Source organism: Curtobacterium sp. MMLR14_006, from assembly GCF_001864985.1.
In the GTDB taxonomy this organism is placed as follows: Bacteria; Actinomycetota; Actinomycetes; order Actinomycetales; family Microbacteriaceae; genus Curtobacterium.
This window is the reverse complement of the sequence record NZ_MJGU01000002.1, coordinates 103,361-126,969: the sequence shown is the minus strand read 5'-3', so window position 1 is coordinate 126,969 and position 23,609 is coordinate 103,361. Positions and strand designations below refer to the sequence as shown.

Annotated in this window: 19 protein-coding genes; 9 read left to right on the top strand and 10 right to left on the bottom strand. The window is 72.3% G+C overall.

Features of this window, described 5'->3' with window-relative positions:
- The first annotated feature begins 158 nt into the window (after positions 1-158).
- Entirely contained in the window at positions 159-1,517 is a 1,359-nt protein-coding gene (locus BIU94_RS01335; protein ID WP_071253400.1) for a fibronectin type III domain-containing protein, read from the top strand.
- A gap of 114 nt (positions 1,518-1,631) precedes the next feature.
- On the opposite strand, the gene BIU94_RS01330 is transcribed toward BIU94_RS01335, so the two are convergent.
- On the bottom strand, positions 1,632-2,561 hold the full coding sequence (locus BIU94_RS01330) for an NAD-dependent epimerase/dehydratase family protein (protein WP_071253398.1): 930 nt from the start codon (positions 2,559-2,561) through the stop codon (positions 1,632-1,634).
- A 126-nt stretch (positions 2,562-2,687) separates the two neighbouring features.
- On the opposite strand from BIU94_RS01330, the gene BIU94_RS01325 reads away from it, so the two are divergent.
- The 4 genes from BIU94_RS01325 (at position 2,688) to opgC (ending at position 8,605) form a co-directional block, all read left to right on the top strand.
- The gene (locus BIU94_RS01325; protein WP_071253396.1) at positions 2,688-3,431 is read left to right on the top strand and encodes a TetR/AcrR family transcriptional regulator; all 744 of its coding nucleotides are present in this window, start codon (positions 2,688-2,690) and stop codon (positions 3,429-3,431) included.
- Between the two features lie 316 nt (positions 3,432-3,747).
- On the top strand, positions 3,748-5,697 hold the full coding sequence (locus BIU94_RS01320) for a glycosyltransferase (RefSeq protein WP_254784693.1): 1,950 nt from the start codon (positions 3,748-3,750) through the stop codon (positions 5,695-5,697).
- Positions 5,694-6,104, top strand: coding sequence for an ATP-binding protein (locus BIU94_RS01315; RefSeq protein ID WP_071253394.1), 411 nt, complete (start codon positions 5,694-5,696; stop codon positions 6,102-6,104). Before BIU94_RS01320 ends, BIU94_RS01315 begins: the two co-directional genes overlap by 4 nt.
- Positions 6,101-8,605 (top strand): OpgC domain-containing protein, encoded by a 2,505-nt coding sequence (gene opgC / locus BIU94_RS01310; RefSeq protein ID WP_071253469.1) that lies wholly within the window; start codon positions 6,101-6,103, stop codon positions 8,603-8,605. Before BIU94_RS01315 ends, opgC begins: the two co-directional genes overlap by 4 nt.
- A 160-nt stretch (positions 8,606-8,765) precedes the next feature.
- On the opposite strand, the gene BIU94_RS01305 is transcribed toward opgC, so the two are convergent.
- The 9 genes from BIU94_RS01305 to BIU94_RS01265 all read right to left on the bottom strand — a co-directional run bounded on the left by BIU94_RS01305 (position 8,766) and on the right by BIU94_RS01265 (position 18,515).
- Entirely contained in the window at positions 8,766-10,325 is a 1,560-nt protein-coding gene (locus BIU94_RS01305; RefSeq protein WP_071253392.1) for an AMP-binding protein, read from the bottom strand.
- Positions 10,326-10,461: 136 nt separating this feature from the next.
- Positions 10,462-11,355 carry a hypothetical protein gene (locus tag BIU94_RS01300; protein ID WP_071253390.1) on the bottom strand — a complete coding sequence of 298 codons (894 nt, stop codon included), beginning with the start codon at positions 11,353-11,355 and terminating at the stop codon, positions 10,462-10,464.
- Positions 11,356-11,453: 98 nt separating this feature from the next.
- Complete coding sequence (locus BIU94_RS01295) at positions 11,454-12,068, bottom strand: response regulator transcription factor (protein WP_071253388.1); 615 nt, start codon at positions 12,066-12,068, stop codon at positions 11,454-11,456.
- On the bottom strand, positions 12,065-13,435 hold the full coding sequence (locus BIU94_RS01290; protein WP_071253386.1) for an ATP-binding protein: 1,371 nt from the start codon (positions 13,433-13,435) through the stop codon (positions 12,065-12,067). The genes BIU94_RS01295 and BIU94_RS01290 overlap by 4 nt, the downstream gene beginning before the upstream one ends.
- 51 nt (positions 13,436-13,486) lie before the next feature.
- Complete coding sequence (locus tag BIU94_RS01285; RefSeq protein WP_071253384.1) at positions 13,487-14,593, bottom strand: Gfo/Idh/MocA family protein; 1,107 nt, start codon at positions 14,591-14,593, stop codon at positions 13,487-13,489.
- Positions 14,590-15,396 carry a ThuA domain-containing protein gene (locus BIU94_RS01280; RefSeq protein ID WP_071253382.1) on the bottom strand — a complete coding sequence of 269 codons (807 nt, stop codon included), beginning with the start codon at positions 15,394-15,396 and terminating at the stop codon, positions 14,590-14,592. Before BIU94_RS01280 ends, BIU94_RS01285 begins: the two co-directional genes overlap by 4 nt.
- A 53-nt stretch (positions 15,397-15,449) precedes the next feature.
- Positions 15,450-16,202, bottom strand: coding sequence for a carbohydrate ABC transporter permease (locus BIU94_RS01275; RefSeq protein WP_254782810.1), 753 nt, complete (start codon positions 16,200-16,202; stop codon positions 15,450-15,452).
- Positions 16,203-16,311: 109 nt separating this feature from the next.
- Complete coding sequence (locus BIU94_RS01270; protein WP_071253378.1) at positions 16,312-17,277, bottom strand: carbohydrate ABC transporter permease; 966 nt, start codon at positions 17,275-17,277, stop codon at positions 16,312-16,314.
- Positions 17,278-17,279: 2 nt separating this feature from the next.
- A complete protein-coding gene (locus tag BIU94_RS01265; protein ID WP_071253376.1) occupies positions 17,280-18,515 on the bottom strand; it encodes an ABC transporter substrate-binding protein in 1,236 nt (411 codons plus the stop codon).
- A 202-nt stretch (positions 18,516-18,717) separates the two neighbouring features.
- Here BIU94_RS01265 and BIU94_RS01260 point away from each other — a divergent pair, with 202 nt between their 5' ends.
- The 4 genes from BIU94_RS01260 to BIU94_RS01245 all read left to right on the top strand — a co-directional run bounded on the left by BIU94_RS01260 (position 18,718) and on the right by BIU94_RS01245 (position 23,531).
- A complete protein-coding gene (locus BIU94_RS01260) occupies positions 18,718-19,734 on the top strand; it encodes a LacI family DNA-binding transcriptional regulator (RefSeq protein WP_254782798.1) in 1,017 nt (338 codons plus the stop codon).
- Positions 19,735-20,395: 661 nt separating this feature from the next.
- Entirely contained in the window at positions 20,396-21,715 is a 1,320-nt protein-coding gene (locus BIU94_RS01255; protein WP_071253374.1) for an ABC transporter substrate-binding protein, read from the top strand.
- On the top strand, positions 21,712-22,683 hold the full coding sequence (locus tag BIU94_RS01250; protein WP_175472214.1) for a carbohydrate ABC transporter permease: 972 nt from the start codon (positions 21,712-21,714) through the stop codon (positions 22,681-22,683). The genes BIU94_RS01255 and BIU94_RS01250 overlap by 4 nt, the downstream gene beginning before the upstream one ends.
- Positions 22,683-23,531 carry a carbohydrate ABC transporter permease gene (locus tag BIU94_RS01245; RefSeq protein ID WP_071253372.1) on the top strand — a complete coding sequence of 283 codons (849 nt, stop codon included), beginning with the start codon at positions 22,683-22,685 and terminating at the stop codon, positions 23,529-23,531. The genes BIU94_RS01250 and BIU94_RS01245 overlap by 1 nt, the downstream gene beginning before the upstream one ends.
- Positions 23,532-23,609 lie beyond the last annotated feature (78 nt).

Below are 23,609 nucleotides of genomic sequence, written 5' to 3'. Positions count from 1 at the left end.
ACTGCTTCCCATCGCAGGGGTGATGGGACCTTCCGGACGCCGCGCGCGCTTGCGGGGAACCGCAGATCGGCCGCGCAGGCGTTCCCATCGCACCGGCGCGGTGCTGTGATGCCCGCAGCCGTGACGCAGGGAGCCGCGGAGGAGTCAGGGGAATCGTCATGTACCGAGCACTGCTCATGGCCGCGACAGCGGCGGCGCTCGTCATCGGAGGTGCGGCGCCCGCGACGGCATCCCCGTCGTCCTCGGTGCCGGGCGCGCCGACGTCCGTGCAGGTGACCGGGACCGCCGACCACGCGGTCGTGTCCTGGCACCGTCCGCGGTCCGGCGCACGCGTCACCGGCTGGAAGGTCGTGCTGGCACCGGTGCACCGCGCGCACAGCGCCCACCGAGCCCACCGCGGCGGCACGCAGACCGACCGGCTGTCGGCCCGGGCACGCTCCGACCGGTTCGACGGTCTCCGTGCGGAGCGGACCTACCGGCTGTCGGTCCGTGCCCTCGGCCACCGGGGCGCCGGTCGTGTCGTGTCCGTGCGCTGGACGGCGCCGGAGGCGCAGCCCGTGGCGCAGTCGTTGTACGCACTCGACGCCTCGGGTGCCGTGGTGCGGTTCCCGACGTCCGGTGCGGGCGCGGCGACCACCGTCGCCGCCGACGGTGCGGGCTACGCCGCCGACCCGAACGGCGACGTCTACACCCCGTCGGCCGACCTGACCACGATCGTCGAGCACCCGGCGGGCGGGGGAGCGGCGCGGACCCGCGCGAGCGGCCTGCACCTCACCGCCGACCTGCGGTCGGACGGGGCCGGCAACCTGTACTGGGCCGACGCGGTGTCCGGCGCGATCGAGCAGCTCCCGGTGGGCGCCACCACGGCCCGGACCGTTCTGGACCTCGGCGGACCGGCGGTGGGTCCGGACCAGCGGTTCTGGACGGTGACGCCGGGCGGCCGGGTCGTCGTGCTCGGCGGGTCCACGACGTCCCCGTACGTCAAGGGCACGGGTGTCGCCGCGCGGTCGACCACACTGCCGGGCAGCAACGGTGTCGGCTACCCCGCCGCGGTGCTCGCCGACGACCACGGCGACGTCTTCGTCGACATCCGCTCGCCGGGTGCCGCGGGGTCGTGGGCCTGGTACGAACTGCGGCCGGGGGAGTCGGCCCTGACCAAGGTCGAGCCGCGGCTCGCGTTCGAGTACGCCGCCGCGAACGCCGACGGGTTCTCGCTGCTGCAGTCGGCCGGGTGGTGTGCCGCGCCCGCCGAGTACCCGATCAGCCACACCGGCTGCAACGTCGACCGCTCGGTGCCGGAGAAGCTCGTCGTCGGTCCCGGGGGGACGTCCACGACGCCCGTGTCGGGGCTGACCGCGGGGTCGCGCGGGCCGAACACCGGGGCGGCCGACGCGCACGGCGACGTGTTCGTCGACGTCGACAGCGGCCCGACGCCGGGCCTCTGGCGGGTGCCGGCCGAGGGCGGGGCGGCGCAGCAGCTGTCCGCGGCGCAGTACTCGCGGCTCTCGGTGAGCTGAAGCCGCGACCAGGACCGGACGGGGTGGGGCGCAACGGCGCGTCCCACCCCGTCCCGCTGCCCGGCGTCGGCGCGCCGCCCGCAGCGCCGGCGCCACGGCGTCCCGGGGCCGCCGTCAGGCGTCGACCCCGTCGGCCGTCCGGCGGCACACCTCGTCCCACGGGGTGGGCTCGATGCCGAAGTGGCGCCGGGTCTCGTCGTCGTCGACGACGTAGGGCGCGGTCCACTGGTACCCCATCTCGGCGACCTCGCGCATCATCGGGGACACCAGCCCGACGGCGCGCACGGCCGGGACCGGCAGGCGGCGCACCGGCACGGGCGGACGTCCCGCGGCCGCGAGCACCTCGGTGAGCGCCTGCCGCTGCGACCGGGGCGGGTTGCTCGGCACGATCCAGGTGCGGCCGTGCGCGGTCTCGTCGGCCGCCGCCGCGACGATCGTCCTGGCGACGTCGAGCACGTCGGTGAAGCTGTGCGGCAGGTCGGTCCGGCCGATCATCGTCACGGCCTTCCCCCGCAGGGCGGCGGGCAGGACCCGGGTGACGTGTCCGTTCTCGCCGGTGCCGGGGCCGACGTAGTCCGAGCCGCGCACCTCGACGGCTCGGAGCCGGCCGGCGCGGTGGGCGGCGAGCGCGTCCGCCCAGAGCCGTGCGCGCAGGACGCCCTTGTGGTCGGTCGCGGCATCCGGCAGCCCGGCGTGCATCGGTCCGTCGACGGGGCCGTACGGGTACAGGTTCCCGGTGATCGCGTACACGGCGCCGGTGCGTTCGGCGGCCGTCAGCAGCGCGGCCGCGAGCGGCGGCCACGTCCGCTCCCACTGCGTGTAGTCGCCCGGGTTGGCGCAGTTGTACAGCGCGGTGGCGTCCGTGGCGGCACGGGTGAGGGCGTCGGCGTCGGAGGCGTCGAGCGCGACGTGCCGGACGCCCGGCAGCCCGGTGTCGCGGCCCGAGCGGGTGCCGATCGTGACCTGCTCGCCGCGGTCGGCGAGCAGGGCGGCGACGTGGCGGCCCACGGGCCCGGCGCCGATGACGAGGTGGTGCTGCGACATGGGGTCTCCTTCGGATCCAGCTCTGCGAGAGCGGTGCTCTCGGAACGAGCATGCACGAGCGGTGGGCGAATTGCAAGAGCACCGCTCTCGTTTGTGTGCACTGCTCTCGCGTGGCATCCTCGGAGCATGCCCCCGACCGCACGAGCCCTCGCCCGCGAGACGGTGACGGCGTCGATCCTCGCCGCCGCCCGAGCGCGCCTGACGGACGAGGGCCCGGCCCAGCTCAGCCTGCGCGCCGTGGCCCGTGACGTCGGGATGGTCTCGTCCGCCGTCTACCGGTACTTCCCGAGCCGCGACGACCTGCTCACCGCGCTCCTCGTCGCCGACTACGACGAACTCGGCGCAGCGGTCGAGGACGCCGACCGCGCCGCCGGACCCGACCCGGGGGCCCGGTGGGTCGCCACCTGCCGAGCGATCCGGCAGTGGTCGGTGACGCACCCGGGTGACTTCGCCCTGCTGTACGGCTCGCCCGTGCCCGGCTACGTGGCGCCGCGCGAGACGATCGAGCCTGCCTCGCGCACCACCTTCGTGCTGGTGCGCGTCGTCGCCGACGCGGTCGCGTCCGGCGCGGCGGCACCGGAGACGAGAGACGGGACGGACGGGAGGCCCGGGTCGCCCACCGCCCCGACGGCAGCCCCCGGAGTGGCCGGCCCCGCCGTCGCGGACGCCGTCGCGTCCCTGCGGGCCGCCGACCTCGCGCTGCCGGACGAGGTCCTGGTGCGCACGTTGATGGCGTGGTCGACGGTGTTCGGATCGATCTCGTTCGAGCTCTTCGGTCACTTCGTGGGGTCGGTCTCCGACGGCGCCGCCTACTTCGACCAGGTGGTCGCCCGGCTCGCCGACGACCTCGGGTTCGCGGCGCGGTTCTGACCGGACACCGCAGTCCCGGCCCCCGATCGGGGCGGGGGACTGACAGGACGCCGTCGGCTGCGGTAGACAGGTCCCTACGCCGAGGTCGGCCCGACGACCGGAGCGGACGACCGACGCACCGATCACCACGGTGCCCGGCCGTGACCACGCCCGGGCGCGCCGCGTCCCGGGAGGATGCGCGGATCAGGAGGCAGGGCTTGCGACGGAGCACGTGCGTCGGCACCACCCACGGAGCGGACCGGTGACGGCGCTCGACGTCAGCCGACAGGACCGCCGCCGGCTCACCACCGGCACCGCCCGCCGTCGGCTCCTGTCCGTGCGGGTGGTCGCGCTCCTCGCCTCGGTCGCCGGGCTGAACTACGTCGTGTGGCGGTGGGCCGCCTCGGTCAACTGGCACTCGTGGTGGATCGCGGTCCCGCTCATCCTCGCCGAGACCTACAGCGTCATCGACTCGCTGCTCTTCGCCTTCGGCGCCTGGCGGCTCCGCGAGCGCGGCGAACCGCCGACGAAGCCCTCCACCGACGTCACCGTCGACGTGTTCATCACGACGTACAACGAGCCCGTCGATCTGGTGGTCCGCACCGCGCGGGCAGCGAAGGCGATCACGCACCCGCACGCGACGTGGATCCTCGACGACGGCGACCGCCCGGAGATGCGCGCAGCCGCCGAGGCGCTCGGCATCGGCGTCATCACCCGCGGGGCCGACTGGGTCGACCGCCCGCGGCACGCCAAGGCCGGCAACCTCAACAACGCCCTGCTCGCCACCCAGGGCGAGTTCCTGCTCATCCTCGACGCCGACCAGGTCCCCGACCCGGCGATCCTCGACCGCACCCTCGGCTACTTCAAGGACCCGCGGATGGCCCTGGTGCAGACCCCGCAGTGGTTCGAGAACGTCCCCGACGCCGACCTGCTCGGCAGCCAGGCACCGCTCTTCTACGGCCCCATCCAGCAGTCGAAGGACGGCTGGAACGCCGCGTTCTTCTGCGGCTCCAACGCCATCCTGCGGCGCGAGGCCCTCATGCAGCTCGGCATCACCCGCTACGTAGCCGAGGTCGAGGCGTCGGTGCAGCGCACCCTGACCACCTCGCGCAAGCTGCTCGCCCGGGCCCGCGAGACCGAGACCGACCCCCGCGTGCTCGACGCGCTCGCCGAGGCCGAGCGGGTCGTCGACCGGGCACGCGACCAGGTGCGCTCGGGCGAACCGCTCGGTGACGTCACCTACGCCTTCCAGCGCGGCATCGACGCCATCGCCTTCCGGTTCGCCGCCGCCGACCTCGAGGCGGTCCGGAACGACCTGCAGGAGCTCGCGGCCATGTCCACCGACGCGAACACCTTCGCCGGCCTCGACGATGCCGCCCTCGACGTGCTCGGCCGGCGCGACGCGTCCCCGGTCGCCGCGATCGAGTCCATCGCGGTGCTCGCCCGCGCGCTCGACGTCAACCGCGACGACGAGGCGCAGCCCGTCATGCCGCTCGCCACGATCTCGGTGACCGAGGACATGGCGACCGCGATGCGCCTGCACGGCCTCGGGTGGAAGTCCGCGTACCACGACGAGATCCTGGCGAAGGGCCTGGCCCCCGAGGACCTGCCGACCATGCTCGTGCAGCGGCTCCGCTGGGCGCAGGGCACCATGCAGGTCTTCTTCCGCGAGAACCCCCTCGTGCAGAAGGGCCTGTCCTGGGGGCAGCGCCTCATGTACTTCTCGACGATGTGGAGCTACCTGTCCGGCTTCGCCGCCGTGGTCTACATCGCCGCGCCCGTGCTCTGCCTGTCCTTCGGGGTGGTGCCGGTGCAGGCCTACAGCGTCGACTTCTTCGCGCGCCTCATCCCGTTCCTCGTGCTCAACCAGCTGCTCTTCTGGGTGGTGGCCGCCGGCCGGCCGACGTGGCGCGGGCAGCAGTACTCGCTCGCGCTCTTCCCGGTCTGGATCGAGTCGGTGACGAGCGCGTTCGAGAACGTCTTCCGCGGCAAGCCGCTCGGCTTCCGCGTCACGCCCAAGGTGCGCGACGAGTCCGAGCAGAAGCCGCGGTGGGACCTCGTCAAGCCGCAGCTCATCGCGATGGGCGCCCTGGTCGGCGCCCTGGTGCTCATCGGCGTCCGCTACCTCACCGGTCAGGCGTCCGGCATCGCCCCGCTCGTCAACACGGCGTGGGTCGTCTTCGACCTCTTCATCTTCAGCATCGTCATCCGTGCCGTCCTGTACCGGGGCCCGGGCGACGGCGCACAGTCCGAACACGAGTCGAGCACCGTCGGAGGTCCCCTGTGAGCACCGAGACCACCTTCGAGGTCCCCGCCACCCCCGACTCGCTCGACGAGGTCCAGGACCGCTTCGGCGCCTGGTGGGACGGGCTCGGCGTCGACGACCTGCGGCTCCGCTTCGCGCTCGAGACGGCGCTCGCCGAGGTCGCCGCGAACATCGTCGAGCACACCAAGCGCGCCGACCGCGAGGCCGGCCGGCGGTACACCGTGCACCTCGGCGCGACCGACCGCACCGTCACCGCCGTGCTCACCGACAACGGGCTGCCGGTGGACATCGACCTCAGCGCGGTGACGATGGCCGACGTCGACGAGGAGAGCGGGCGTGGGCTGGCCCTGGCCATCGCAGCGCTCGACCGCCTCGAGCACCGGCACGAGCACGGGCACAACGTCTGGACCCTGGCGTGCGACCGGTGAGGCGCTCGGCCGCCCGCGCGGTCGCGTTCCTCGTCGTCGTCGCCACCCTCCTGCTCGGCGGTGCGCTGCCCGCGTCCGCCGTGCCGGTGAAGCGTGCGGCGGCCGTGACGCCGGCGGCCGGGACGACCTGGTTCGGTCCCGACCTCGACTGGGGCGACGACGCCCCCGACGGGTACGAGGGCCGTCTCGGCGCCACCCCGTCGATGTACGGCGTCGAGATCGCGTACCCGCTCGACCGTTCGGCGCGACGCGAGTTCCAGCGGGCGACCCGCGCCGCGGCGACGCAGGGCGCGGTGCTCGTGGTGAGCCTGCTGCCCGGGTCGTCGCTCGGCTCGCTCGACGCCGCCGACGCCCGTGCCGCGAACGCCCTGTTCCAGGACGCCCACGACCAGTACGGCACGCAGGTGCTCGTCCGCTTCGCGCCGCAGATGAACGGCACGTGGGTGCGGTGGGGCCAGCAGCCCACGGACTTCGTGTCCGCGTTCCGGTCGCTCGCCACGGCCGTGCACGGCGGCGACTCCGACGCCCGCATGGTGTGGTCGCCCTCCTACGGCGCCGGGTACCCGTTCGGCGAGTCCGCCGGGCGCCTGCGCGACCTGTCCACCGCGGACGTCACGAAGCTCGACACGGACGGCGACGGTCGCCTCACCGCGGCCGACGACCCCTACGAGCCCTACTGGCCCGGCGCCGAGGCGGTCGACTGGGTCGGGCTGTCGATGTACTCCTTCGGCAAGGGCAAGTCGACCGAGGCGGCCGGCCGCGACGTGCCGCTCACCCGCAACGACGTGCCGGACGCCGGCGAGGTCGCCGCACGCTTCGACGAGACGTGGGGGTACGAGGACCCGCAGCCCGAGTCGTTCTACGACCGCTTCGCCGTCGCCGGCGACCGACCGATGCTGCTCGACACCGGCGCGCTGTACGTGCACTCGCTGCCCGGCGCCGCCGAGCTCGCGGTGAAGCAGGGCTGGTGGCGGCAGGTGATCGCGGCCGTCCGGGACCGCCCGCTCGTGCGCGGCGTGACGTTCGTCGAGACGAACCGGCGCGAGCCCGAGGCCGGCAACCGCGTGGCCGACTGGCGGGACACCGCGGCGCGCGGGATCGCCGGGTCGTTCCGGACCGACCTCGAGCGGTCCGACCACTTCGCGTTCGGCCCGGTCACCGAGCGGGTCACCACCCGCGAGGGCAACGCCGCCACGAGCCAGCAGTACGAGACCGGCGGCGACCAGATGGCGTGGATCGTCTGGCTCGCGGTCGGGCTGGCGGTCGTGTTCCTGCTGAGCGGCCTCGTCGGCCGGTTGCTGCCGAGCTGGCGCTACCCCGACGACGGCAAGCCGGGGCGCGACCTGCGACTCGACCTGTTCCGCGGCTTCATCATCCTCGCGGTGGTGATCACCCACATCGAGATCGGCGGCCCGTACTCGTACCTCACGCTGCACGCGGTCGGCGCGATCACCGGCGCCGAGATGTTCGTGTTCCTGTCCGGCATGGTGCTCGGCATGACCTACCCGTTCGCCATCAAGAAGGCGGGCGAGTGGGTCGCGGCGGTCGGGGCGTGGAAGCGCGCCCGCAAGCAGTACCTCGTCACGCTCGCGGTCATCGCCGTCGTCTTCGTGCTGTCCTTCGTGCCGTTCCTGAACACGGACGCGATCACGACGTTCACCGACCGCGGCACCGGGACCGGCGGCGTCGACGCCGAGGGACGGGTCTACGACCTGTACCCGAACGCGATGCAGCTGCTCGGCTACCCGCCGCCCTGGTACGCGATCCGGCAGTTCCTGCTGCTCGAGATGGGACCGTGGCCGTTCAACATCATGGGCCTGTTCGTGGTGCTCAGCCTGTTCATCCCGGTGTTCCTCTGGGTGATCCGGCGCGGGTTCTGGTGGGCGCTGCTCGTCGTGAGCTGGGCGCTCTACGCGTTCCAGGCCCTGCACCCGGACTTCCGGCCGCTGAACTCGCAGTTCGACGCGGTGTTCCCCCTGCTCACCTGGCAGGTCGTCTTCACGCACGGACTCGTGCTCGGGTACTACCGGCGGCAGGTCGTCGGTGCCCTGACGGGGCGGATCGGCAAGGTGCTGGTCGGCGTCGTCGTCGCCCTGTACGCCGCCTTCCTGGTGTACGTGTGGGCCGGCGACCACTTCGGGTTCGTGCCGGCCCCGTTCCCGGCGTCGATGTACGAGAGCCTCTACAACACGGCCTACCAGCGGGTCGACCTGCAGTGGGGACGCCTGGTCGACATCGCGTTCTTCGCCATCGTGTCGTACGCGATCCTCACGGTGTTCTGGAAGCCGATCAACGCGGTCATCGGCTGGCTGTGGATCCCGCTCGGGCAGGCGTCGCTCTACGTCTTCGTGTGGCAGGTGTTCTTCGCGCTCGCGGTGGCGTCGATCCCCGGGGTGCCGTGGGGCGACTTCTGGATCGGCTTCGTCGTGCACTCGGCGCTCATCCTGCTCGCCTGGTACATGGTGCGGAAGCGGTTCCTGTTCTCGGTCATCCCGCGCTGAGCGCGGCGGGCGGCCTGCGGCCCGCGAACCGGACCGGTGCCGCGCCTCCGGTCCGTGCAGCACGACGGCCCGTCGGCCGGTGAGATCGCACTCCGGACCGGATCGCGGCTGGCGAAGCGGGCCGAAGTGCGACCTCGCCACCGGACGGCGGCGCCGTCGGTCACCAGTCGCGGGCGGCGAGCTCCCGGCGCAGCACCTTGCCGCTCGGCCCGAGGGGCAGGCTGTCGACGACGTGGTACACCCGCGGGTACTTGAAGGCAGCGACCCGGTCCTGCACGAACGCGTCGACGGCCTCGGTGCCGGCGGCGCCGTCGCGCAGCACGACCGCCGCGTGCACCTCTTGTCCGTGCACCGGGTGGTCGACGCCGAACACCGCCGCCGAGGCGACGTCCTCGTGCCGGTGCAGCACCGACTCGAGCTCGGACGGGTACACGTTGTAGCCGTTCCGCAGGATGAGGTCCTTCTTGCGGTCGACGATCGTCACGTAGCCGTCCTCGGACAGCAGGCCGACGTCGCCGGTGCGCAGGAACCCGTCGGCCATCGCCTCGGCGGTCGCCTCCGGGTCGTCGAGGTACCCGGCGAACAGGTTGTGCCCCCGCACGACGATCTCGCCGACCTCGCCGACGGGCAGCGGTTCGATGCGGCCCTCGACCTCGGCGTCCGCGATGACGACGTCGACGCCCCAGATGGCCGGTCCGACGCTGCCGGCCCGGCTCGGCACCCCGCGCGGGTTCACCGAGATGACGGGCGAGGTCTCGGTCATGCCGTAGCCCTCCTGGATGGGCGAGCGGAACGTCGTCTCGAAGCGTTCCAGCACCGCGGACGGCAGGGCGGCCCCGCCGGAGACCGCCCAGCGGAACGGCGGCCGCTCGGCCGAGGTCCGCGACGCCTCGAGCAGCGCGATGAACATCGTCGGCACCCCGAGGAACGCGGTGACCCGCTGCTCGACGCACAGGGCCAGCGCGGTGGCGGCGTCGAACCGGGGGAGCAGCACGATCGTGGCACCGCGGCGCAGCGTCGTGTTCATCACGACGGTCTGCCCGAAGGTGTGGAACAGCGGCAGGCCGCCGAAGACGACGTCGTCCTCGCGCAGGTCGAACAGGTCGATGATGCACACGTTCGCCTGCTCGACGAGCGCGAAGTGCGTGCCGACCGCGCCCTTCGGCGCTCCGGTCGTGCCGCTCGTGAACAGCACGGTGGCCGGGTCGAGCGGGTTCGTCCCGACGACGGCGTCGAGCGGGGTCCCCTCGGTGGCGAGGTCATCGAGCGACACCGCCGGCACCGGCACCCCGTCCGGCACCGGGCCGACCCCGACGACGGTCGTCCCGGTGTCGACGGCGGCCGGCCCCGCCTCGGCCAGCGCCGTGCCGGAGGCGATGAGCACCCCGGCCCCGGAGCGCGAGAGCACGTGCGTGATCTCCTCGCGCTTGAACAGCAGGTGGATCGGCACGACCACGGCACCGAGGGACAGCACCGCGAAGTACGCGACGATGAACTGCGGGACGTTCGGCAGCATCACCGCGACCCGGTCACCCCGCTCCACTCCGCGGGCACGCAGCCCGCCGGCGGCCGCGCGCACCTGCTCCCAGAGCTCGCCGTAGCTCGTCTCGTGCAGCCCGTCGGGCAGCGCGGTGAGGACGGCGGTCTTGTTGCGGTGACGCCGTGCCCCCTCGACCACGATCGTCGCGACGTTGAGGGTCCCCAGTCCGAGTCCGTCCATGGCGCAGACGCTACCCACGCGCGTGTCCGAGCGCCCACCTCGCGGGCGCGCGGTGCGGCTTCCGACGTGACCGGGACGACGGACAGGAGGCGCGGTGCCAGCCGGCACCGCGCCTTCCGTCCGCAGACCGGTCGCGTCAGCGGACCGCGACCACCAGCGGGGTCGGGTCCACCGGGTCCGGCGGGACCGGCAGCGAGCCGCGGATCTGGTTCTGGGCCTGGCAGTCGCTCGTGCAGTTCGTGGCGCCCTGCGAGAGCTCGACGGCGTCCTCGCCGAGCACGCCGCCCAGGCGACCGCCGGGCTGGACGGTCCACGTGGTCGTCGTCGCGGTCTGCGAGGTCTTCGTGGCGACCTGCGGGCTGTCCTTGCCGAGGAGCATCTGGTGCGCGCCGCTGCCCGACGCCACGGCGGCGACACCGTCGCCGAAGTTGATCTTCCCGGTGTACGGGTTCGTGAAGTAGAACAGCCCGGCACCGAGGGTGTGGGTGAAGGTCACCGGCGCGGCGAACTCGGTCTCCATCTGGAAGACGCCGCCCTGGGCGCCGTCCTTCGCCTGGATCTTGTACTTGCCCGCACCGGTTCCGAAGATCGCGACCAGGGTGTCGTCGCGGACCTCGAGCGACGACAGCTTCGTGCCGGCGAGCTGCGCGGGCGTGAGCGACGGCACCTTCGACGCGAAGACGACGGTCGGCTTCGTGACCATGCGCTGCGTGTCCGCGGCGCCGGTGAGCGTGTAGTCGTACACGCCGAGGTCGGCGATGCGGATGTCGAAGCCGTTGTGCTTGCCGCGGACCGCGATGGTGCCGGACACGGCCAGGTCCTTCACCTTGTAGTCCTTGCCCTGGGCGGGGTTCGTCGTGGTGCCGTTGACGGTCACCGCGTAGTCGCCACCGGTGGAGGTCTTGCCGGACGCGTTCGCGGGGGAGACCCCGACGAGGGCGGCGGCGGCGACGGTGCCGAGGGTCATCACGGCGGCGATGCCGGCGAAGCGGCGGCGCGAGCGCCGGGCGGTGGTGGGTGCCGTGTGCATGGGTGCCTCCTGGGGCGAAGGGGCCTGGATGGCCCGTACACGTCGATCGTCGCCCGAGCCGCGCGCGCCCACCATCGGACCTTGGTACTAGTACCTCGTCACCAGCCGTGGTCGCGTGCCCACAGAGCGGCGCTCGTGCGGTCCGCGACGCCGATCCGGCGGAACAGCGAGCCGACGTGCACCTTCACCGTCCGCTCCGCGATGCCGAGCTCGGTGGCGATCTGCCGGTTCGACAGCCCGCGAGCGATGCGGACCAGCACGTCACGCTCCCGCGGCGGCAGGTCGGGGCCGCGGTCGGTCGCGGCGGCGCCGGGGAGCAGCGCTCGGGCGACCCGCGGGTCGATCGGGGTCTCGTCGCGGGCGGCCGCCCGGACCGCGGCGACGACGTCGTCCGGCGCGGCGTCCTTCAGCAGGTACCCGGTGGCGCCCGCGGCCAGGGCGGCGCGGACCCGGTGGTCGTCGGAGAACGTCGTCAGGACGAGCACCCGGACCGCGGGCATCGCCGCCCGCAGCCGGGCGGTGGCGTCGACGCCCCCGGCGCCCGGCATCGACAGGTCCATGACGACGACGTCCGGGCGCAGGTCCGCCGCACGGTCGACGGCCTCCTCGCCGGTCGCGGCCTCGCCGACCACCTCGCAGTCGTCGGTGGTCGCGAGCACCGCGCGGAGGCCGCCGCGCACGAGCGCGTGGTCGTCGACCAGCAGCACCCTCACCGCAGGGTCTCCACGTCGGTGGGGACCGTGAGCTCCCAGGTGGTCCCGCGCCCCGGGGCGGTCCGGAGCAGCAGCGAGCCGCCGGTGTCCTCGGCGACCTCGCGCAGCAGCGTCGTGCCGAGGTGACCGGCACGGGTCGGTCCGGCGACGACCGCCGGGTCGAAGCCGGAGCCGTCGTCGGCCACCGTCACCGCCAGGTGGTCCCCGTCGTGGGCGACCTGGACGTCGACCGTGGTGGCTCCGGCGTGCTTCACCGTGTTCCAGACGGCCTCGCGCACGAACCGCACGACCGCCAGCAGTGCGGCGGGCGAGGCCTCGACGGTGTCCGGCACGTGCACCGTCGTCGTCACGCCGGCCGCGCGGGCGCGGGCACAGGCGTCGTCGAGCGCGGCGCCGAGGCCGTCGCGGTCCGGGGCCGCCGGTCGGATCGCCGCCATCGAGGTCCGGAGCGACGACACCGCCCGGCGCAGCGTCGTCGCGGCGTCGCGGGTCTCCGGGGCGGCGCCGAGCGACAGGGCCAGCCCGGCGACGTCCTGCACCGGACCGTCGTGCAGCTCGCCGGCCATCCGGCGCCGCTCGGCGGCCTCGGCGTCGAGTGCACGGCCGAGCAGGCGTTCCCGGAGCCGCTGGCCGGACCGGATGCGCACCAGCAGCCAGAGCAGGAGCGGCACGAGCAGGCCGAGCACGACCGCGACCGTGCCGAACGCCAGCACCGCGAACGCGTGGCGCAGGTCGGCGGCCCGCTCGAGGACCTCGTCGTACGGCAGGTACGCCTCGAACAGCAGGGCCTCGCCGGAGGGGGTGTGCACCGCCTGGTACGCCTCGAGCAGGGGGCCGCTCCCGCGTTCGAACCGGTTCTCCGGCTCGTCGAGGTCGGACACCTCGGCGTCCGAGCGGTCGGTGCGGAGTGCCTCGAGGTCCTCGTCGGAGAGCGGGAACCGGTCGCCCACGAGCCGCGGCTCGTCCGACCAGATCACGGTGCCGTCGGCCCGCCAGAGCTTCATCCGCACCGCCGAACCGGCGCGCAGCTCGCCCGCGACGGCGTCGCCGAGCCGGGCACGGGCCGCAGCGCGTTCGGCGACGGTGGCGTCCTGGTCGGCGATCGCGTCGACGAGTGCGGGTTCGACGACGACCCGGGCGAGCGCGGCGGTGTCGGCGGTCGCGTCGCGCACGGCGAAGGCCTCCGCCGTGCGCTGGGAGACGAGCGCGCCGGCGGTGGCGACCGCCGCGCCGCCGACGAGGGCGGCGAGCACCACCCCGACGAGCACGCGACGCCACGGGGTGCGGCCGGCTCGGCGGCGGGGGTCGGCGACCACGAGCACGACGGGGGCGACGGCCCCCGCGTCCGACGACCGTTGTCCACGCACCAGGCAACCGTAACCGCCGGGGCCGCGCCGCGCCTCCTGTCCGGCCCCTGCTCAGCCGGGTGCGACGACCGACGTGCCGAGCGCGTGGCGGACCGAGCCCCACGACGCGAGGCGCTCGCGCACCTCGTCGTCCCGCTCGGCGGCGAGGGCGTCGGCGTGCGCCTGCTCGAGCACCTCGTCGATGACGACGCGGCGCCCGCTCCGCGCCGACGCGATCGCGGCGTCGACCATGGTGAGGCTCATGACGTTGCCGTGGACCTCGCCGTCCGGCGCGGTGCCGGAGCGGACCGCCCGGACGAACGAGGTGAGCGCCCCCGCGATCTCGTGCCCGACGCTCGGCGCGGACCCGGGGGTGCCGGGCACGCCGTCGAGGTCGCTGGAGGGGTCGTGGTCGCCGTCCCACAGCGCGGTGCCGGCCGCGCCGGAGGCCCGCCAGTCACCGTTCCACGACGTCTCCGCGCCCGGGGCGCACCACGAGCCGTCGTAGACGTAGCGGACGTCGTCCTCGAAGGTGAAGACGGCCGCGGCGGCCGCGTCGCCCCGGTACCAGGACCACGACGGGTTCCACGACTCGCAGTACACCGACACCGGGTCGCGTTCGAGCACGTACCGGGCGGAGTCGAAGGCGTGGATCGCCATGTCGAGCAGCAGGACGTCGTCCATCTCCTCGCGGAAGCCCCCGAAGTGCGGGGCCTTCGCGAAGCGGGTGCTCAGCCCGCCGACGCCGCCGAGGCCGCGGACGTGCTGGCGGAAGGCGACAAGCTGGTCGTTGTGGCGGCGCGACTGCGACACCATGAACAGCTTGCCCGTGACCTCGGCGGCGGCCGCGAGCGACAGCGCCTCGGCGACCGTCTGCGCCGCCGGCTTCTCGCCGAGCACCGGCAGACCGGCGCGCAACGCCTGCATCGTCACGGGGTGGTGCGCGACCGGGACGGTGATGTCGAGGACGGCCTCGGCGCCGGTCTCGGCGGCCAGCGCGGTCAGGTCCGTCCCGACCGGCAGGGTCGGGTCGCCGGCGTGCGCGGCCCCGGCGCGGGCCGCGTCGAGGTCGAGGTCGACGACGCCGACGAGCTCGACCTCCGGGTCGGCGGCGACGGTGGCGAGCCAGGCGCGCCCCATCCCGCCGGCACCGACCTGGACGACGCGGAGCGCGCTCACGCGCGGGCCTCGGCGGCTGCCGGGTCCTCGACGGGGGCGTCGTCGAACGGGCCGCGGTAGTGCTGGCCGTCGAAGTACTCGCCGAGGTCGTAGCGGCGGAGCGTCGGGATCTCCCGCTCGCGTTCCGGTCGGGCCCACTCGGCGCCGTTCGCGACGACACGGCGGACGTCGGGGTGGTGGTAGACGGGGAAGTCCTGGTCACCGGGGGAGAAGTAGAAGATCTTCCCGAGGCCCCGGCGGTAGGTCATCCCGCTCCGGAACACCTCGCCGCCGGTGAAGCCCGAGATGAACACGAGCTCGTCGGGCGTCGGGACGTCGAAGTACTCGCCGTACATCTCCTGCTCGGGGATGACGATCGGGTTCGGCACGCCGCGGGTGATCGGGTGCTGCGGGTTCACCGTCCAGACGAGCTCCTGGTCGTGCTCGCTCCGCCAGCGCAGCGTGCAGGTGGTGCCCATGAGCTTGCCGAAGATCTTCGACCAGTGGCCGGAGTGCAGCACGACCAGGCCCATGCCGGACAGCACGTGCTTGTGCACCCGGTCGACGACGGCGTCGTCGACGTCCTGGTGGGCGGCGTGCCCCCACCAGGTGAGGACGTCGGTGTCCGCGAGGACCTCGTCGGTGAGGCCGTGCTCGGGTTCCTGCATGGTGGCGGTGCGGACGACGGCCTCGGGCAGGTGCTCGCGGATCCCGTCCGCGATCGCGCCGTGCATGCCGTCGGGGTAGCGCTCGGCGACGTGCCGCTCGACCTGTTCGTGGACGTTCTCGCCCCAGACGGTGACGCGCAACGGTGTGGTGGTCATGGTGGATGCCTTTCGGGGGTGGGGGGAGCCGGTGCGGGTCGCTCGGCCGCGGGTCACTTGACCGCGCCGCCGGTCGCGCCGGCCGCGATGAACTTCTGCGCCACGAGCAGCAGCACGATGGCGGGGATCGACGCCATCACCGCCGCGGCCATGACGGTCGACCAGTCGGCGGTGAACGTGCCGATGTAGTTGTAGATGCCGAGCGTGATCGGCCGGACGTCCTCGGTGGTGGTGAGCGTCAGGGCGAACAGGAAGTCGCTCCAGGTGAACAGGAACGTGAAGAGCCCGGCGGTGATGAGGGCGTTCGCGCTGATCGGGACGACGACGGAGCGGAAGGCCCGGAAGTTGCCGGCACCGTCGACCTTCGCGGCCTCGATGATCGACGGCGGGATGTTCTGCATGAACGCCCGCATGATGAGGATCGCGAACGGCACGCCGGCCGTGCTGTCGGCCAGGATCAGCCCCGGCACGGTGTTGAGCAGCCCGAGGTCGTTGTACGCCGCGTACAGGGCGTTCGCGACGACGATGCCCGGGATCATCTGCGAGATGAGGATGCCGAACAGGACCGGTCCGACGCCCTTCACCTTGAACTGGGCGAGCGCGTAGGCCGCCGGCGTCGCGATGAGCAGGCTCACCACGACGCTGCCGAGCGCGATGAGCAGGCTCGTCACCAGGGCGCCGCCCTGGTCGGCGATGGCCTGGGCGTACCCGCCGAGCTGCGCGTTGATCGGGAACCAGGCGGCCTCGATCGCGGAGCCGGTCGGCTGCAGCGAGATGTTGACCATCCAGTAGACCGGGAACAGCATGACGGCGAGGATCAGGATCCCGATGCCGGAGAGCACCCACTGCTTCGGGGCGGTCGGCCGGGTGGGGCGACGATTGCCGCGGGTCACCACGGCGCGCGTCGCGGTTGCGTCAGTCATCGACGGCCTTCCTGTTGAGGCGGAGGTAGACGATCGCGAACAGGGCGGAGATGACGATGAGGATGTTGCTCAGCGCGGCGCCCTGCCCGAAGTCGAACTGCTTGAACGACAGGTCGTACGACTGCGTGGCGATGGTCTGCGTGGCGTTCGCCGGCCCGCCGTTCGTCAACCCGAGGATGATGTCGAGCACCTTGATCGTGTAGACGACACCGAGCACGAGCGTGACGCTCACGACGGGGCGCAGCATCGGCCAGGTGATCGCCCAGAACGCCTTCCAGCCGGTGGCGCCGTCGAGGGCCGCGGCCTCGTAGAGCTCGGTCGGGATGTCCTGCAGCCCGCCGTACAGGATCGTGGTGTTGAAGGGGATCCCGATCCAGATGTTCACCGCGATGACGGTGATGAGCGCGACCGCGGGGCTCGTCAGCCACGGGACCGACGGGACGCCGAACGAGCCGAGGAACTGGTTGACGACGCCCGAGTCCTGGTCGAGCATCCACTTCCACACCGCGCTGGACACGATGAGCGGCAGCAGCCAGGGCAGCAGGAGCAGGGACCGGAGCAGCCCGGAGAGCGGGAAGTTGCGCCGGAAGAACAGCGCGAGCAGCAGCCCGATCACGAACTGGCCGACGATCGACCCGACCGTGAACAGCGCGGTGTTGAGCAGCGCCGTGTCGAAGAGCTGCGACGAGACGACGGAGGCGTAGTTCGCGAAGCCGACCCAGGGGGCCTCGCCGGTGTAGAACGTCGACGTCGTGTACGCCTGGAAGCTCATGACGACGTTCTTGACGACCGGGAAGCCGAAGAACAGCAGCAGGAACAGGACGGCCGGCAGCAGGAACAGCAGCTGCGCGATCCGTTCGAAGCGCAGCGAGCGGCCCGGGCGGGGCCGCCGGGACGGAGCGGGTGCTCCGTCCCCGGCGGCCCGCCGTGGGGCGACGGGGGTCGCGGTGCTCGTCATGCTCAGTTGCTCGACTGGGCGTTCTGCAGGGCGTCGGCCGGCGAGTCCTGGCCGGTGAGCGCAGCCTGCACGGCCGTGTAGATCTTCGTCGCGGCCTTCGGCCAGTCCGCGCCGAGCTCGCCCGTGCGGGCCCGGGCGTCGGCGACCAGGTCGACGAACACCTGCTCCTCGGGGACGTCCTTGCCGAACTGCTGGGCGACGGCCGTCTTCGAGGGGATCGTGTACCGCAGCTTCGCCATCGCGAGCTGGTTCGCGTCGCTGTTCATGCAGTCGACGATCTTCGCGGCGACGGCCTGCTTCGCCTTGTCGCCGGTGTTCGGGACGGTCCAGACCTCGCCCCCGAGCGGTGCGACGGCCGTGTCGCTGGCGGACTGCACGGGGATCTGGGCGATGCCGTAGTCGACCCCCGACTCCTTGAGCCCGGGGATCTGCCACGGACCGTTGATCATCATCGCGGCCTTGCCGGCCATGAACTGGTCGTTCACGTCCGCCTGGGTCCAGTTCAGGACGCTCTTCGACATCGAGCCGTCGTCGATCAGGTCCTTCCACAGCGTCAGGGCCTCGGCGGTCTCGGGCGTGGCGATGTCCTTCTCGTCGCCGCCGTTCGACCACATGAACGGCAGGAACTGCCAAGTGCCCTCGTACGTGGCGTTCGCGTCGACCGCGAAGCCGTACTGGTCGCCCTTCGTGAGCTTCGCCGCCGTGGCCTGCAGCTCGTCCCAGGTCTTCGGCGGGGTGACCCCGGCGTCGGACAGGACCTTCTTGTTGTAGACGAGCGCGATCGTGTTCACGGTCGGGGCGAGCCCGTAGACCTTGCCCTCGTAGGTGCCGGCCTGCAGCACGCCCTCCGCGTAGCCGTCGGTCGAGATGTCGTAGTCGGACAGCGGCGACAGCGCACCGGTCTCGGCGATCTGCTGCATGTCCGGGTTGTCGAGCATGAGGACGTCCGGCAGGGTCCGCGACGACGCCTGCTGCAGCACCTTCTGGATGAGGGACGAGCCCGGCACCTGGGTGCGCTTGATGGTGACGTCGTTCTCGGCGCCGCACTTGTCGAGGTACTCGCCGATGACCTTCTTGTCGTTGCCCTGGTTGTAGTAGTCGAGCACGGTGATGGAGTCCACCTTGCCGCCGGGGTTCGCCGACGAACCGCCGGAACAGCCGGCGAGGACGAGGGGGACGGTCGCCAGCATGGCGACCGTGCTGAGGACCGGTGCGATCCTGCGGTGTCGAGGCTTCATTGCTTCGCTCTTCTCTGGATGGTTGCCGGACACGAACGCGACGTGCCGCTCGTGGATCGGGGGCGAACCGGACCAGAACCGCTCCGTCGCGTCCCGAGTGGGGTCGAAGCTAGCATCGAAGCGGTTAGATGGTAAAGCGCTTAGACGAACTTTCTCGTGGGTCACCCCCGCTACAGTGAGCGGAACAGGGTGAGGGAGCGGCATGGCGACGATGCAGCAGGTCGCCGACCGGGCGGGCGTCTCGATCGCGACCGTGTCCTTCGTGGTGAACGGGAACAAGCGGGTGTCCGCGGCCACCCGAGCGCGCGTCACCGCCGCGATGCGCGAACTCGGCTACCGCAACAACGTGGTCGCGCGGGCACTCGCGTCGCGTCGCAGCCGCATCCTCGCGCTGGTCTTCCCGGTCCTCGAGCACCGGCTCGGGCAGACGGCGCTGCAGTTCTTCACGAGCGCCGCCGGCCGCGCCTCGGAGCTCGGGTACCACCTGGTCCTCTGGCCCGCCGCGGCCACCGGCGACGACGTGCAGGAGCTCATCTCCGGGGGACTCGCCGACGGCGTCGTCGTCATGGAGGTCACCATGCGCGACCCCCGCATCGAGCGCCTCGTCGAGCTCGACGTCCCCTTCGTCGCCATCGGCCGGACCGCGGACCCGTCGGGCATCTCCTTCGTCGACATCGACTTCGAGCGCACCGTCGAGGACGCCCTCGACCACCTGACCGGCCTCGGGCACCGCCGCATCGGCCTCGTCGTCGAGGACCTCGACGGCACCGCGATGGCCGACTACGGCCCGAAGGTCCGGTCCGAGGCCGCGTTCCGCGCCTCCGTCGAACGCCGCGGTCTCAGCGGCACCGTCGTCGCGGCGGGGGCCTCCGCCGAGGGCGGCCGTCGCGCGGCGGCGGACCTGCTGGCGCGCGACCCCGACCTCACGGCCGCGATCATCATGAAGGACGACTCGAACTTCGGGCTCGTGAGCGGTCTCCGCGCCGGTGGTCGACGCGTCCCCGAGGACGTCTCGGTCGTCGCGATCGTCTCGTCGGACGGCGCCGGCGCCGCCACCGAACCCGTCCTCACGACGCTGAACGCGCCCGGCCCGGCACTCGGCCGCCTTGCCGTCGAGTCCCTGGTCGACCGCCTCGAGGGCGGCACGACGGACCGCACGCACACCCTCATCCCGTGCGCCCTGCACCTCGCCGACTCGACCGCCCCCGCTCCCGCCTGAGCTTGAGCCTCGCGGCCTCGCGGCCCGCGCCCCGTGGCCCGCCTCGCGAAAGCGACAGTCCTCCGCGAACAGTTCGCCGCACATTGTCGCTTCCGCAGCGCTGACGGGGCCGCCGGTACGGGATCTGTCGCTTTCGCGCCCACCTGTCGGCCGGGAGGCGCGGGCCGGCCCCGCCACGAGCCTCCCGGCCGCCGCCTCCGCGGCCTGCCGTTCCGCGGTCACGATGTCCGCCGCCCCGCCTCGCGAAAGCGACAGTTCTCCGCGAACAGTTCGCCGCACACTGTCGCCTTCGCAGCACGGACGGGGCCGCCAGTGCGGGATCTGTCGCTTTCGCGCTCACCTGTCGGCCGGGAGGCGCGGGCCGGCCCCGCCACGAGCCTCCTGGCCGCCGCCTCGCGGTCCGCCACCTCGCGGTGACCAGGTCCGCCGCCCCGCCTCGCGAGAGCGACAGTTCTCCGCGAACAGTTCGCCGCACACTGTCGCTTCCGCAGCACTGACGCGGCCGCCGGTGCGGGATCTGTCGCTCTCGCGCCCACGCGCCGCCCGATACGCCCCGCCCGCCACGCACCCCGCTGCCCGCCAGCGCCACCTGCGGACAGACCAGGCTCCGCCTGGTTGTGTGGACGCACAGGTTCGCAGCACCACACGTCGAGGAGGACGGATGGCCATCGACCGCAGGATGTTCCTGCTCGGGGGAGCGGGGGTGCTGCTGCTCGCCGGCTGCTCCACCCGACCCGAGCGCACGAGGGTCGAGGACTGGCCCACCGAGCCGCCCGAGGGCGAGGCGACGATCAGCTGGTGGGCCGGCCAGGTCGCGTCGAAGGACGGCGGGGACCTGCGGCGGCGGCTCATCACGGAGTTCCAGAAGGAGCACCCGAACATCCGGGTGCGGATCGTCAGCGCCCCGAGCGACACCGACACGAACCGCACGAGCCTGACGACCCAGATCGCGGCCGGCAGCAGCACCCCGGACGTGTACCTCGGCGACGTGGCGTGGCCCGGCCAGTTCGCGAAGAACAAGCTCGCGACCCCCGTGAACCGGCTCGTCGGCGAGGACTTCTTCGACCAGTTCCCCGAGGGCCTGCGGCAGGCGGCGAGCGTCGACGGGACGTACTACATGTTCCCGCTCTACATCGACGAGTCGTTCTTCCTGTACCGGAAGGACCTGCTCGCGAAGCACTCCCTGCAGGTGCCGGGCTCGTGGGAAGAGGTGCGCGAGACCGCCGCGAAGCTCGTCGACACCGGTGACGTGTCCTACGGGTTCGCGTTCCAGGGCGACGTGTACGAGGGCCTGACCTGCAACGTCACCGAGTTCGTCGCCGACGCGGGCGGGTCGCTGCTCAACGACGACCTGACGAGGCCCGAGACCACGAGCTCGGAGACGAAGCGTGCGTTCGAGTTCATGCGCTCGCTGGTCACCGAGGGGGCGTCCCCGCGGGCCACCCTGACCTACCAGGAGCAGGACACGAACGACGCGTTCTCGGGCGGCCGGGCCGCGTTCCTGCGGAACTGGTCGTACGCGTGGGGGATCGCGAACGGCCCGGACAGCCAGGTCGCCGGCAGGGTCGGGCTGGCGGCGCGGCCGACGTTCGACGGCATGGACGACCACCACTCGACGATCGGCGGGTGGGGGAACTACATCAACCCGCACACTCAGCAGCCCGCGGCGGCGCTCACCTTCGCGAGCTGGATGTCGAGCGAGACCGCCCAGCAGTTCCTGACCCGCGAGGGCGGTGTCCTGCCCGCGCGCAGCGCCTCGCTCGTCAGCGAGGACGCGAAGCGGCAGCAGCGGCCCACCTACGACACCGCGGCCGGCATCACGCTCGTGCCCCGGCCGACCTCGACGGCGTACTACCCGAAGGTCTCGCAGGGCGTCTACCAGAACGGCAACAGCATCCTCGGGGGCCAGGCGTCGGTGGACGGCGGCACGAGCGCGATGGCCTCCGCCATCTCGCTCGCGCTGTCGGGTGAAGCGCTGTGAGCGCCGGCACCGCGACGCGGACGACGGTCGGGTCGGGAGGCCCGGGTCGGCTCGACCCGCCGCCCCGGCCGACGGGGCGGTCGCGTCTCGACCGCATCCGGGCGCGTGGCGCGTGGGGCTTCGCGGCCCCGGCGCTCCTGGTCGTCGCCGCGGTGACGATCTTCCCGGTGGTGTACTCGATCGTCCTGAGCTTCGCGGACGTCGAGGTCGGCTACGAGGGGTTCACGATCCAGTCCTTCGGGTTCGGCAACTACGCGGCCCTGCTGCAGAGCGCCGACTGGTACCGGGCGCTCGGGTTCACCGTCCTGTACACGGTCGTGACGGTCTCGGTCGAGCTCGTGCTCGGCATGCTCGTGGCCCTGGTGCTCGAGCGCCTCGGGGCCACCCGCGGCTGGATGCTCGCGCTCATGCTCGTGCCGTGGTCGCTCGTCACGATCGTCAACGCGCAGCTCTGGAAGTACGTCTACGACAGCACCTACGGCGTCGCGACCTGGTTCTTCGGCCTGTTCGGGGACGCGCCGGTGATCCTCGGCGAGCCGGTGCCGGCGATCACCGGCCTGATGGTCGCGGACATCTGGAAGACGACGCCGTTCGTGGCGATCATCCTGCTCGCCGGGCTCGTGCAGATCTCCGAGGACCACTACGAGGCCGCCGAGCTCGACGGCGCGAGCACGTGGCAGACGTTCTGGCGCGTGGTGCTCCCGCAGCTCACCCCGACGCTGACGATCGCGGTGCTGTTCCGCATCCTGCAGGCGTTCGGTGTCTTCGACCTGCCGTTCGTGCTGACGAACGGGGGACCGGGCACCACGACCCAGTCGCTCGCGATCATGGGCTACAAGGTGCTCTTCCAGGACATCAACATCGGTCCGGGCGCGGCGATCGCGACGTCCACGGCGGTCATCGTCGCGGTCGGGTGCCTGCTGTTCCTCCGGGCGTTCCGGAACCAGGCGAAGGGAGGGGCCGACTGATGCCCCGTCAACGTGTCCGCAAGGGCTGGCGCAGGTGGGTCAACACCGTCAACGTCAGCGGTGTCGTCATCGCGGTGCTCACCGCACTGCCGCTGTACTGGCTCGTCACGACGTCGCTCAAGCCGTCCGGCGAGATCGCCCAGTCGCCGCCGACGGCGTTCCCGCAGCGGATCACCTTCGACAACTTCGTGGTGGCGTTCCGCGACAACGCGCTCGGCCAGTACATGCTCAACAGCGTCATCGTGTCGGTGTCGACGACCGTCGTCGTGCTCGCGCTGGCGTTCCTGGCCGGCTACGCACTCGCCGGGCGGTTCATCCGCGGCCGCACCGCCATCATGACCTCGCTGCTCATGCTGTCGGTCTTCCCCGCGATCGCGGTGCTGACGCCGCTGTACCTGCTCGAGCGCAACCTCGGGCTGCTCAACTCGTACCCGGGTCTCATCGTGCCGTACGTCGCGTTCAACCTGCCGTTCGCCATCTGGATCATGCGGAACTACCTGCAGGGGATCCCGTCGACGATCGAGGAGGCGTCCGAGATCGACGGCGCCGGGGCGTGGCGCACGGTGCTGTCCGTCATCCTGCCGATGGCGAAACCCGGCCTGTTCACGGTGGGGGTCTTCACGTTCACGGCGTCGTGGAGCGAGTTCCTCATGGCGCTGACGTTCAACAGCGAGAACTCGTTCCGCACCATCCCGGTCGGGATCGCCCTGTTCGGCACGCAGTTCACGGTGCCGTTCGCGCAGATCTTCGCCGCGAGCGTCGCGGCGACGGTCCCGATCGTCATCCTCGTCCTGGTGTTCCGCCGGTCCATCGTGTCCGGCCTGACCTCGGGGGCGGTGAAGGGATGAGGTCGTCCGCGCAGCAGAACGAGCGGTCCAGATAGGTAGGAAAGTGACCTAATTGCGCTTGGCGGACAATCGTCCGAT